Origin of the sequence: Leisingera sp. JC1 (assembly GCF_001679925.1) — a bacterium.
GTDB lineage: Bacteria > Pseudomonadota > Alphaproteobacteria > Rhodobacterales > Rhodobacteraceae > Leisingera.
The window spans coordinates 15,563-27,243 of the sequence record NZ_LYUZ01000013.1 but is presented as its reverse complement, the minus strand read 5'-3'; the positions used below and the strand labels follow the sequence as shown (position 1 = coordinate 27,243).

The window sequence follows — 11,681 nt, the reverse complement described above, 5'->3', positions numbered from 1 at the left end:
GAGAACGAGGGAAGGGCCCAGATGCTCTATTGGCTGACCGCTTTGTCGGACGGGGGGGATGTTTTCAACCTCTTCCGCTACATCACATTCCGTGCAGGCGGCGCCTTCATGACCGCGCTGATCTTCGGCTTCCTGTTCGGCAAGCCGCTGATCAACGTGCTGCGCAAGCGCCAGGGCAAAGGCCAGCCGATCCGCGACGACGGGCCGGAGGGGCATTTCTCCAAGGCAGGCACCCCGACCATGGGCGGCCTGCTGGTGGTGGGCGCGCTGCTGACCGCAACCCTGATGTGGGCGCGATGGGACAACCCTTTTGTCTGGCTGGTGCTGTTTGTGACGCTGGCCTACGGCCTGATCGGCTTTGCCGATGATTACGCCAAGGTCTCCAAGCAGAACACCAAGGGCGTGCCGGGCAAGGTCCGGCTGGCACTGGGGATCATGATTGCGGTGATAGCGGCAGTCTGGGCCGCGGCCTATCACCCGGCGCCCTTGCAGAACCATCTGGCGCTGCCGGTGTTCAAGGACACGCTGATCAATCTCGGGATCTTTTACGTGCCGTTCTCGATCTGCGTCATCGTCGGTGCTGCCAATGCGGTGAACCTGACAGATGGCCTGGACGGATTGGCGATCATGCCGGTGATGATCGCGGCAGGCACCCTGGGCGTCATCGCCTATGCGGTGGGCCGCGTCGACTTCACCGAGTATCTGGACGTGCATTACGTGCCTGGCACTGGCGAGATCCTGATCTTCTGCTCGGCGCTGTTCGGCGCGGGCCTGGGCTTCCTGTGGTACAACGCGCCGCCTGCGGCAGTGTTCATGGGCGACACCGGCTCGCTGGCCCTGGGCGGCGCGCTGGGCGCCATCGCCATCGCCACCAAGCACGAGCTGGTGCTGGCCATCGTCGGCGGCCTGTTTGTGGTGGAGGCGCTGTCGGTGATCATTCAGGTCCTGTACTTCAAGCGTACCGGACGGCGGGTGTTCCTGATGGCGCCGATCCACCACCACTACGAGAAAAAGGGCTGGGCCGAGCCGCAGATCGTGATCCGCTTCTGGATCATCTCGCTGATCCTGGCGATGATTGGCCTCGCGACGCTGAAAGTACGGTAAGACACGCCGTTTGGCCGCCGCGCCGTATCTTCGGCGGGGCAGTTTGAACTCTCTTTTCCATGGAACCGCCCGGGGCTGCTGCTGCGGGCGGTTTGTCTTTGAAGAAGAAGGCGGCGCCGCCGGAGGGGCGGAGCATCGGACAGCCCTTGCCAAGGGGCTGTGCCCGTCTATCGGCCTATGCGGGCCCGCCCTGCACCCAATGAAGAGGTGGTCTGAGGGGGCCGGTCTCCTGGTCTTCTTGTTGCAACGGTTCGACCGTAACCCGGCAGAGTGAAAATGTGGTGAGGGCAGCGTACGCAGGGTACGCAACACCCTGCCAACTGCAGCCTAACGTCCGGCCGAAAGGCCGGGCAGCGCCCGTCCCGCCCCCCCACGGGGCGGGCGCTTCGCTTCCTGCCCCGCCGGGCCGGGCGCTGCCCTAAGTAGAGAACATGAGGCTTTCAATTCTAAGAGGTTTGATTGCGTCCGAGCCTGCTGTGGACTTAGACCGGGTCAAAGAAGGTAGGTATCAAGGACGTTGTTGGCGCACTCCCGCCGCCGCTCCAGAGATGCCGTGCCAGAGGTGCGGTGCACCGGTTTTCAGAACACCGACCAGTCCATCTCGCGCGCCAAAACCTCCATCGCTTCTGTGCCCAGCTTGGAATTGCCGTTGTGATCCAGCCCCGGCGACCAGACCGCGATGCTGGCCTTGCCCGGCACTATCGCCAGGATGCCGCCGCCGACGCCGCTTTTGGCGGGCAGGCCGACGCGGTAGGCGAATTCGCCCGACCCGTCGTAATGGCCGCAAGTCAGCATCAGCGCATTCAGCCGCCGCACCCGGTCCTGCGACACCAGGGCAGGCTTGGCGCCGCCGCCGATCAGGAAGCGGCCCGCCTTGGCCAGCTGCACCGTGGTCAGTTCGGTGGCGCATTGGTGGAAATAGGTGCCGAGCGTTTTCTCCGGCGGGTTCTTGAGGTTGCCGAAGGAGGCGAGGAAATTGGCGTGGGCAAAGTTACGGTGCCCGTGGCGGGTCTCCGAGCTGGCCACGGCCTTGTTGATGTGGATGTCCTCATCCCCTGCCGCGGCGCGGATGAAGGCGAGGATTTCCGCCAGCGCCTCCTTGGGGGCGCGGCCGGCCAGCAGCTCATCCGTGGTGACGATGGCGCCTGCATTGACGAAGGGATTGCGGGGGCGGCCGCGCTCATGCTCCAACTGGACAATGGAGTTGAACGCGGTGCCCGAGGGCTCGCGCCCCACCCGCTGCCACAGCTGGTCGCCGGCGCGGCCAAGCGCGATGGCCAGGGTGAACACCTTGGTGATGCTCTGCGCGGAAAACCGGGTCAGCGCATCGCCCGCGTGGAACAGGCTGCCATCGGCAGTGGCCACTGCGATGGCGAACTGGTTGGGATCAATCTGCCCCAGTTCCGGGATGTAGCTCGCCACGGCGCCGCGGTCGGTGCGGCCTTGCATCTCAGCACTGATCCGGTCGAGCAAAGCCTGTAAGTCCGTGGCCACGCGCATATCCTTCCTTCCTGATTTGCGCGGAATCTCGGGCAAGGGCCGGGGCTTGTCAATCTGACGGCTCTGGCAAAGGCCGGCGGGATCGGTTAGCGGTTCTGCCAGCAGGTCTAAGGGAGGGCAGAGGATGATCCCGGTCAAAGGTTATGAAGGCGCCAAGGTCGCTGTGCTGGGTCTGGGGCGCTCGGGCCTGGCGACGGCACGGGCCCTGCGCGCAGGCGGCGCTGAGGCGCTGTGCTGGGACGACAACCCGGCCGCGCGGGGGGGCGCGGAGGCCGAGGGCTTCACCTGCCGCGACCTGCATAAAGCCGGTGCCTTTGACGATGTGGCGGCACTGATCACCTCGCCCGGCATTCCGCATCTCTATCCCAAGCCGAACCCGGTGATCCGCGCCGCGATCGAGGCCGGGGTGCCGGTGGACAATGACATCGGGCTGTTTTTCCGCTCCTTCGCCGATGCCGAATGGCAGATGTACGACCAGCCGCCGCGGGTGGTGGCGGTCACTGGCTCCAACGGCAAATCGACCACAGTGGCGCTCTTGCATCATATCCTGCAGGAGGCCGGCCGCGACAGCCAGCTGGCGGGCAATATCGGCCGCGGCGTGCTGGACATAGACCCGCCCGGCGAGGGCGGCGTGGTGGTGCTGGAGCTGTCGAGCTATCAGACCGAGCTGGCGCGCGCGCTGACCCCGGATGTGGCGGTGTTCACCAACCTGTCTCCCGACCATCTGGACCGGCACGGCGGCATCGGCGGCTATTTCGCGGCCAAGCGCCGCCTGTTCGCCGAGGGCGGGCCGGACCGGGCTGTCATTGGCATCGACGAGGATGAGGGGCTGTTCCTGGCGGGCCAGCTGTCAGAGGGGCTGGGGGACGACCGGGTGATCCGGGTGTCCGCCGCGCGCAAGCTGACCGGACCGGGTTGGCAGGTCTTCGCAAAAAAGGGCTTCCTGAGCGAGTACCGCAAGGGGCGGCAGGCGGCCTCGATCGACCTGCGGGAGATGATGGGCCTGCCGGGCGCGCATAACCACCAGAACGCCTGCGCGGCCTATGCGGCGGCGCGCACCCTGGGGCTGGCACCGCGGCTGATCGGCGAGGCGATGGCCAGCTTCCCCGGCCTGCCGCACCGCAGCCAGACCATCGCCGAGGCAGATGGCGTGCGCTATGTGAATGACAGCAAGGCCACCAACCTGGACAGCGCGGTAAAGGCGCTGAGCGCCTTCAAGAACATCCGCTGGATTTGCGGCGGGTTGGAAAAGGACGGCGGGCTGGATGCGCTGAAGGGTCAGACCGGCAATGTGCAAAAGGCCTATGTGATCGGCCGCGAGGCGGCAGGGTTCGCGCTGCAGCTGGACGTGGAGGCCGAGGTCTGCACCACCATGGCCGCAGCGGTGCAGCGCGCCATGGCGGAGGCTGAGGCCGGTGACACGGTGCTGCTGGCACCCGCCGCCGCAAGCTTTGACCAGTACGACAACTTCGAGCAGCGCGGCGATGATTTCGTGGCCGAGGTGAAGAAACGGCTGGGCTAAGCCGCAGGAGGAGACAGGCATGACTGCAGGCACTGCAACAGGAAACACCGTTATGCTGGCCTTTCAGGTCATTCCGCGCCTGCGCGAAGGCAACAACTTCGAGGCGGTGGACGCGGCGATTGCGGAGGTGAAATCCGCGGGCGTGCCGTTTCAGGTGGGGGCGATGGAAACCACCATGAAGGGGGAGCTGGATCACCTGCTGGAGGTCGTCAAACAGGCAGAGAAAGCCTGCCTGGAGTTCGGCGCGGTGGAGGTGATCACCAATATCAAGATCCACACCACCACGCCTGAGGCGCATGATACCTTCTGCACCTATACCCGCGGCGTGACGCCGAACAACAAGGTGTTCATCGGGGAATGAGCGAAGCGGCCGGGGGCAGGATGCCCCGGCTGATTTCCTGAGCCTTTCTCACAAGCCGGCTCACAGGCCGATGTCCCGCAGCAGGTGCTCTGGCAGGTGGCTCAGCCGCCTGCGGGCCAGCTGCTGACTGGCGGCTTGGCTGACCCGATCGCCCCGGCGGTGGGGAGAGGTAAAAATTCCGTTGATAGCGTGCCAGAGGTTCATCTGCGAAAGCATTTCAGTCATGGGGGTGATCCTTGTTCTGTGTGAACAAGATGTGGGCGTTTGCCGCGTCAATGACCAATTGAATCTCAGTAGTCTTGGTATAAGCTCTGTTTATGGATCGCTCTATAAACCCCTTGCCGCCGCTGCAGGCGGTGCGCGTCTTTGAGGCCGCGGCCCGGCTGGGCAGTTTCAGCCGCGCGGCGGAGGAGCTTGCGATGACGCAGGCCGCCGTCAGCTATCAGATCAAGCTGCTGGAGGACCGGGCCGGGCAGCCCCTGTTCAAACGGCTGCCGCGCGGGGTGGAGCCCACGGCCGCGGGCAAGCTGTTGCAGCGGCATGCTGCCGAGGCGCTGGATCTGCTGCGCCAAGGCTGGGCGGACCTGCGCGGCGGTGGCGAGGAACTGGTGATCAGCACCCTCACCAGTTTTGCGGCCTTCATCCTGGCGCCCCGGCTGGGGCAGTTTCAGGTCGCGCATCCGGGCATCACCACCCGGGTCGATGTCAACCCGCGGGTGGCGGATCTGCTGGCGGGGGAGGCCACCGTGGCGATCCGGGCCGGGCGCGGCAGCTGGCCGGGGCTGGCGGCGGACCTGCTGATCCGCGGCAGCTACACGCCGCTGCTGACACCGGCGCTGATGGAGGCTTACGGCCCCATCAGGGAACCGGCCGACCTGCTGCGGGTGCCGCGGGTGGATGCGGGCGACCCGGCCTGGGCCCTGTGGTTCCGGGCTGCCGGCGTGGAGCCGCCAAAACCGGCGGAGCAGCACAGCCTTGGCACCCAGATGCTGGAGGTGCAGGCGGCGCTGGCTGGACAAGGCGCCTGCCTGCTGACACCAGCCTATGCCCGCGGCCTGATTGCCAGCGGCGCGCTGGTGCAGCCGTTCGATCTGGTGACGGAGGATGATATCTCGGTCTGGCTGGTCTACCCGGAGGCGCGCCGCGACGCGCCGGCCATAGCCGCCTTCCGCAGCTGGCTGCTGGCGGAGGTGGCGGAACTGGCCGGGTAAAGTCCGGCGGGCGAGGGCGGAGGGCTTCAACTGGCGCGGGGGCAGCCAGCCTGTGCGGACTGGCCGCGTCTGCCTCGGCTAATTGTTCTCCATCTCCTCAGACAAAATTTTGTAGTATCCTGGAAGGGTGTCTTGCAGGCGCTGCAGGCCCTGCGGGGTAAGCGAGACCTCCTTTGAACGCTTGTCGGACGGGCTGGCCAGAATGGTGATCAGCGCGTCCTTTTGAAGGGATTGCAGGGTGCGCGTCATGACCGGTTTGGACACATCGATACGCAGGGCAATCTCATTCGGGGTCAGTGATCTGCGCTCCGGTTCCCTGTCGATCACAATCAGGACCAGAAACCGCAGCTGCGACAGGCCGTGCGCTGCAAAGTAAGCCTCAATCTTGCGGATCAGGAGGCTGGCGCTGCGCATCATCCGAAGGGCCCCGATAACATGCGCCGGATTGGCGCCGTAAGGCGCGGCGTAGGTCTCAACCATCTGCCGGGAGGGAAGTTCCTTGAGGAAGAACATCGCGGTCAGGCCAGCGGTGTCATCTTGTGGATCTCTACCGGTGCTGCCAGCCAGTCCTCGTATTTGGCAAAGACGGGGGCGATATACGGCGCGGCATAGTGCTCCGCCAGCGCTTCGTCGCTGGCCCATTCCTCATCCAGGTAGAAACAGCTGCCGTCGCGGCCTTGGAGCAGCTTGAATTTCAGGCAGCCCGGCTCGGCGCGCGTCCGGTCGAGAATGCCGAGGATGTTTTGGCGAACGTCCTCCATGTACTCCGGTTTCGGGGTGATTTTGGCAATCAGTTGAAAAGGTTTTGTCATGGGAAACTCCAATTATGTTATCATGATAACCAAATAACCGGAGCGCGCCGAATTGTAAAGATGCGCTACGCCTTGGCGGCGATGGCGGTGCCTGCGGCATGGCCCGACGCCCAGGCCCATTGGAAATTGTAGCCGCCGAGCCAGCCGGTCACATCCACTGCTTCGCCGATCACATAAAGGCCGGGGGCGGCTTTGGCTTCCATGGTCTTGGAGGACAGGCCATCGGTGCAGATGCCGCCCAAGGTGACTTCGGCGGTGCGGTAGCCCTCGGTGCCCGCGGGCAGCAGGCGCCAGCTTTGCAGCGCCTCGCAAAGGGCGGATAGCGCGGCGTCGGATTGGTCGGCGAGGCGGCCCTTGAGCTCCAGTTGCGGTTTTAGGAACTCCACCAGTTTGCCCGGCAGGTGGCGGGACAGCTCGGTGGTCAGGTCGCGGCGGCCCTCGGCCTGGCGCTGTTCGCGCAACAGGTCATAGAGCGGAGTTTCCGGGATCAGGTTCACGGTGATCTCCTCTCCCTCGCGCCAGTAGGAGGAGAGCTGCAGGACGGAAGGGCCGGAGAGGCCGCGGTGCGTGAACAGCAGCGCCTCGTCAAAGGAAGTGCGCGCATTGCTGAGACGCGCGGGCAGGGAGACACCGGCCAGCGGCTGGAAACGCCCGTCGGGGAAGGTGAAGGGCACCAGGCCAGCGCGGGTTTCGGTAACCTCCAGCCCGAACTGGCGGGCGAGATCATAGGCGAGGCCTGTCGCTCCCATCTTGGGGATCGACTTGCCGCCGGTGGCCAGCACCAGATTGCGGCAGGTGACGGTGTGCGCCTTGCCCTCGCGCAGGAGTTTCACCGTATAGCCGTCCGCTGTCTGTTCCACGGCCTCAACAGAGGTGTGCAGCCACAGGTCCGCGCCGGCCTCCCGCATCTCCTCCACCAGCATGGCGATGATCTGCTTGGCGGAGCCGTCGCAGAACAGCTGGCCCAGGGTTTTCTCATGCCAGGCGATGCCGTGGCGGTCCACCAGCTCGATGAAATCCCACTGGGTATAGCGCGCCAGCGCCGACTTGCAGAAATGCGGGTTGGCAGAGAGGTAGTTCTTCGCCTCTGCATACATGTTGGTGAAGTTGCAGCGGCCGCCGCCGGAAATGCGGATCTTTTCACCCGGCGCCTTGGCGTGGTCGATCACCAAAGTGCTGCCGCCCGCATGGCGCGCGCACATCATGCCAGCCGCGCCGGCGCCGAGAATCAGGGTGTTTATCCGCATGGCGCGCATCCACCACGGAACCGGCGGCGGCGCAAGGGGCGGGCCGCCAGCCGCGGCCCGGCGGATTGGCGCTGGCGGACGGGCAGCTTCCTGCCTGTCAAGACGGGCCGCTGCGCGGGCGGTGGATTCTTGCCGAACTGTGTTCTTTTTCTGGCGCCGCGGCTCACGAATCGTTACAGTTTCTGTGAGACCCCGAAAAATGGGGCGGAACGAGGCATATAGTGGCGGTATTCCCATGACTGAGATGGTCTATGGCGCGGTTCCCGTGCAGGCTGGTGAGCCGATTCTTCCCAAGTGGTGGCGGACGCTGGATAAATGGACGATGTCCTGCATCCTGATGCTGTTCGTGATCGGGCTGCTGCTGGGGCTTGCCGCCTCGGTGCCGCTGGCGGAAAGAAACGGGTTCGGCAATTTCCACTATGTGCAGCGGCAGGCGGTTTTCGGCCTGACGGCGCTGATGGCGATGCTGGTCACCTCGGTGATGTCGCCGACACTGGTGCGGCGGCTGGCGGTGGTCGGCTTTGCGGTCGCCTTTGTGGCGTTGGCGTTCCTGCCGATCTTCGGCACCGATTTCGGCAAGGGCGCGGTGCGCTGGTACTCGCTTGGCTTCGCCTCGCTGCAGCCGTCGGAGTTCCTGAAACCCGGTTTCATCGTGGTGGCCGCCTGGATGATTGCCGCCAGCCAGCAGATCAACGGCCCGCCGGGCACGCTGATGTCGTTCGCGCTGTGCATGATGGTGGTGATGATGCTGGTCCTGCAGCCGGATTTCGGCCAGGCAAGCCTGATCCTGTTCGGCTGGGGGGTGATGTATTTTGTCGCCGGGGCGCCGATGCTGCTGCTTGTTTTCATGGCCGCGGTGGTCGTGATGGGCGGCATCTTTGCTTATAACAGCTCTGAACACTTCGCCCGCCGCATCGACGGCTTCCTGAACCCGGATGTCGATCCTACCACCCAGCTGGGCTATGCCACCAACGCCATCCGCGAGGGCGGGCTGTTCGGGGTCGGCGTCGGCGAGGGGCAGGTGAAATGGTCGCTGCCGGATGCCCATACAGATTTCATCGTGGCGGTCGCGGCAGAGGAATACGGACTCGTTCTGGTGGCAGTTCTGATTGCGCTTTACGCCTCCATCGTGGTGCGGTCGCTGTTCCGCCTGATGCGTGAGCGCGATACCTTTATCCGCCTCGCAGGCACCGGGCTGGTGTGCATGTTCGGCGTGCAGGCGATGATCAACATGGGGGTTGCGGTGCGGCTGCTGCCCGCCAAAGGCATGACTTTGCCGTTTGTCAGCTATGGCGGATCTTCGCTGATTGCCACCGGGATCGCGGTGGGTATGCTCCTGGCCTTTACCCGGACGCGCCCGCAGGGCGGGATTGCCGATTACCTGAACGGCCGCGGCCGCTGACGAGATAAGAAAAGAGACCAGCTGCGATGGCACAGAAAATGCTCTTGATGGCTGCCGGGGGAACCGGCGGCCATATGTTTCCTGCACAGGCGCTGGCAGAGTTAATGCTGGCGCGCGGCTGGCGGGTGAAGCTGTCGACGGATGCGCGCGGCGCGCGCTACACAGCTTCTTTCCCCAGCGCGGTTGAAATTTCGCAGGTGTCCTCTGCCACCTTTGCCCGCGGCGGGCTGATGGCCAAGGCGCTGGTGGCGCCGAAGATTGCCGGCGGGGTCCTGTCGATGGCGATGCAGATGCGAAGCGACCGCCCCGATGCGGTGATCGGGTTCGGCGGGTATCCGTCGATCCCGGCCCTGGGGGCGGCGACGCTGCTGAAACTGCCGCGCATGATCCATGAGCAGAACGGCGTGCTGGGGCGCGTCAATCAGATCTTTGCCACCCGCGTCGCGGGCATTGCCTGCGGCACCTGGCCGACCACGCTGCCGGAGGGTGTCGCGCATGAGCATGTGGGCAATCCGGTGCGCAGTGCTGTGAAGGAGCGGGCCGGTGCCGGCTATATTCCGCCGGGGGATTACCCGATGTCGCTGCTGGTGATGGGCGGCAGCCAGGGTGCTCGGATCCTGTCCGACGTGGTCCCCGCCGCAGTGGCGGCATTGCCTGAGCCAATCCGCCGGCATCTGCGCGTGTCGCATCAGGCGCGCGAGGAGGACCTGCAGCGGGTCAGCTCCTTTTATGCCGAGCGCGGCATTAACGCCGATGTGCAGACCTTTTTCACCGATGTGCCCGCCCGCATGTCGGAGGCGCAACTGGTGATTTCGCGTTCGGGCGCGTCCTCGGTTGCGGATATCTCGATCATCGGGCGGCCCTCGATCCTGATCCCCTTTGCTGCCGCCGCAGGCGACCACCAGACTGCAAACGCCCGCGGGCTGGTTGACGCCAATGCCGCCGTGATGATTCCGGAAAGCGCCCTTGATATCCCGGTGCTGGCAGAGCATATGGGCGCGATTCTGAGTAACCCGCAGGCTGCCGCACAGATGGCAACCGCTGCACTGAGCGCCGGAGTCCCCGATGCCGCCGAACGTCTGGCGGCATTGGTGGAGCAACTGGCCGAGGAAGGATAAACGTTATGAACCCTGCAACCAAACTGCCTGGCGACGTCGGCCCGATCCATTTCGTGGGTATCGGAGGCATCGGCATGTCGGGCATCGCCGAGGTGCTCTTGAACCTCGGCTACATGGTGCAGGGCTCGGATCTGAAATCCTCCAAGATCACCGGCCGCCTGGAAGAGCTGGGCGCGCGGATTTTTGTGGGCCAGAAGGCAGAGAACCTGGAGGAGGCCGCGGTTGTGGTGATCTCCTCCGCGATCAAGCCGGGCAACCCGGAGCTGGACGAGGCCCGTTTGCGAGGCCTGCCGGTGGTGCGGCGCGCCGACATGCTGGCTGAGCTGATGCGGCTGAAATCCAACGTTGCCATTGCCGGCACCCACGGCAAGACCACAACCACCACCATGATGGCAGAGCTGATGGTGGCCGGCGGCTTCGACCCGACCATCGTCAACGGCGGCATCATTCACGCCTATGGCTCCAACGCGCGGATGGGGCAGGGCGAGTGGATGGTGGTCGAGGCGGATGAGAGCGACGGCTCCTTCAACCGGCTGCCTGCAACCATCGCCGTGGTGACCAATATCGACCCCGAGCATATGGAGCACTGGGGCGACTTTGACCGGCTTCGCGACGGCTTCCTGGAGTTTGTCTCCAATATTCCGTTCTATGGCATCGCCGTCTGCTGCACCGATCACGCTGAAGTTCAGGCGCTGGTGGGCCGGATTTCCGACCGCCGGGTGGTGACCTATGGCTTCAACGCGCAGGCCGATGTGCGGGCGGTGAACCTGACCTACAAGGCCGGTGTCGCGCATTTCGACGTGGTGCTGCAGGCCGAGGACCGGGTGATCGAGGGCTGTACCCTGCCGATGCCGGGGGATCACAATGTCTCTAACGCCTTGTCTGCGGTTGCGGTGGCGCGGCACCTGGGCATGAACAGCACCGAGATCCGCGAGGCGCTGGCGGCCTTTGGCGGCGTCAATCGCCGCTTCACCAAGGTCGGCGAAGTGAACGGCGTCACCATCATTGACGATTACGGCCACCACCCGGTGGAGATCGCCGCCGTGCTGAAGGCCGCGCGCCAGGCCTGCGAGGGCCGGGTGATCGCGGTGCACCAGCCGCACCGCTATTCGCGCCTTTCGAACCTGTTCGACGATTTCTGCGCCTGCTTCAACGAGGCCGACGTGGTGGCAATCGCTGAAGTCTTTGCTGCCGGCGAAGACCCGATCGAGGGCGCCAGCCGCGATGACCTGGTGGAGGGGCTGATCCGCCACGGCCACCGCCACGCCCGTGCCATCCTGAACGAGGAAGACCTGGAGCGCCTGGTGCGCGAGCAGGCAAGGCCCGGCGACATGGTTGTCTGCCTCGGCGCCGGCACCATCAGCACCTGGGCCAACGGCCTGCCGGAACGGCTGGAGCGCTAAG

At 65.1% G+C, this 11,681-nt stretch carries 12 protein-coding genes; 7 read left to right on the top strand and 5 right to left on the bottom strand.

From position 1 onward, the window contains the following. Nucleotides 1–21 precede the first annotated feature (21 nt). Nucleotides 22–1,104, top strand: coding sequence for a phospho-N-acetylmuramoyl-pentapeptide-transferase (mraY, locus tag A9D60_RS03085; protein ID WP_065266256.1), 1,083 nt, complete (start codon nucleotides 22–24; stop codon nucleotides 1,102–1,104). A 579-nt stretch (nucleotides 1,105–1,683) separates the two neighbouring features. Here mraY and A9D60_RS03080 read toward each other — a convergent pair. After that, complete coding sequence (locus tag A9D60_RS03080) at nucleotides 1,684–2,598, bottom strand: glutaminase (protein WP_083194093.1); 915 nt, start codon at nucleotides 2,596–2,598, stop codon at nucleotides 1,684–1,686. 130 nt (nucleotides 2,599–2,728) lie between these two features. Here A9D60_RS03080 and murD point away from each other — a divergent pair, with 130 nt between their 5' ends. Further along, nucleotides 2,729–4,126: a UDP-N-acetylmuramoyl-L-alanine--D-glutamate ligase gene (murD, locus tag A9D60_RS03075; RefSeq protein ID WP_065266254.1), complete on the top strand. Its 1,398-nt coding sequence runs from the start codon at nucleotides 2,729–2,731 to the stop codon at nucleotides 4,124–4,126. 19 nt (nucleotides 4,127–4,145) lie between these two features. Then, nucleotides 4,146–4,487: a thiamine-binding protein gene (locus A9D60_RS03070; protein WP_065266253.1), complete on the top strand. Its 342-nt coding sequence runs from the start codon at nucleotides 4,146–4,148 to the stop codon at nucleotides 4,485–4,487. A gap of 60 nt (nucleotides 4,488–4,547) precedes the next feature. Here the strand turns inward: A9D60_RS03070 and A9D60_RS25940 are convergent, their stop codons facing one another. Continuing rightward, nucleotides 4,548–4,712 (bottom strand): DUF1127 domain-containing protein, encoded by a 165-nt coding sequence (locus tag A9D60_RS25940; protein WP_141117802.1) that lies wholly within the window; start codon nucleotides 4,710–4,712, stop codon nucleotides 4,548–4,550. 92 nt (nucleotides 4,713–4,804) lie between these two features. Between A9D60_RS25940 and A9D60_RS03065 the strand changes: the two genes are divergently transcribed. Then, the gene (locus A9D60_RS03065; RefSeq protein ID WP_065266252.1) at nucleotides 4,805–5,698 is read left to right on the top strand and encodes a LysR substrate-binding domain-containing protein; all 894 of its coding nucleotides are present in this window, start codon (nucleotides 4,805–4,807) and stop codon (nucleotides 5,696–5,698) included. Between the two features lie 78 nt (nucleotides 5,699–5,776). Here A9D60_RS03065 and A9D60_RS03060 read toward each other — a convergent pair whose 3' ends face one another. From A9D60_RS03060 to A9D60_RS03050, 3 genes are all read right to left on the bottom strand, one after another. After that, entirely contained in the window at nucleotides 5,777–6,211 is a 435-nt protein-coding gene (locus A9D60_RS03060) for a MarR family winged helix-turn-helix transcriptional regulator (protein ID WP_065266251.1), read from the bottom strand. A 5-nt stretch (nucleotides 6,212–6,216) separates the two neighbouring features. Continuing rightward, nucleotides 6,217–6,510 carry a putative quinol monooxygenase gene (locus A9D60_RS03055; RefSeq protein WP_065266250.1) on the bottom strand — a complete coding sequence of 98 codons (294 nt, stop codon included), beginning with the start codon at nucleotides 6,508–6,510 and terminating at the stop codon, nucleotides 6,217–6,219. A gap of 65 nt (nucleotides 6,511–6,575) precedes the next feature. Further along, nucleotides 6,576–7,757 (bottom strand): NAD(P)/FAD-dependent oxidoreductase, encoded by a 1,182-nt coding sequence (locus A9D60_RS03050; RefSeq protein WP_065266338.1) that lies wholly within the window; start codon nucleotides 7,755–7,757, stop codon nucleotides 6,576–6,578. Nucleotides 7,758–7,992: 235 nt separating this feature from the next. On the opposite strand from A9D60_RS03050, the gene ftsW reads away from it, so the two are divergent. From ftsW to murC, 3 genes are read left to right on the top strand one after another with little or no spacing between them, the layout of a single operon-like run. After that, nucleotides 7,993–9,159, top strand: coding sequence for a putative lipid II flippase FtsW (ftsW, locus tag A9D60_RS03045; RefSeq protein ID WP_065266249.1), 1,167 nt, complete (start codon nucleotides 7,993–7,995; stop codon nucleotides 9,157–9,159). A 26-nt stretch (nucleotides 9,160–9,185) separates the two neighbouring features. After that, on the top strand, nucleotides 9,186–10,277 hold the full coding sequence (locus tag A9D60_RS03040; RefSeq protein WP_065266248.1) for a UDP-N-acetylglucosamine--N-acetylmuramyl-(pentapeptide) pyrophosphoryl-undecaprenol N-acetylglucosamine transferase: 1,092 nt from the start codon (nucleotides 9,186–9,188) through the stop codon (nucleotides 10,275–10,277). A gap of 5 nt (nucleotides 10,278–10,282) precedes the next feature. Next, nucleotides 10,283–11,680 (top strand): UDP-N-acetylmuramate--L-alanine ligase, encoded by a 1,398-nt coding sequence (murC, locus tag A9D60_RS03035; RefSeq protein ID WP_065266247.1) that lies wholly within the window; start codon nucleotides 10,283–10,285, stop codon nucleotides 11,678–11,680. The last annotated feature ends 1 nt before the right edge of the window (nucleotide 11,681 follow it).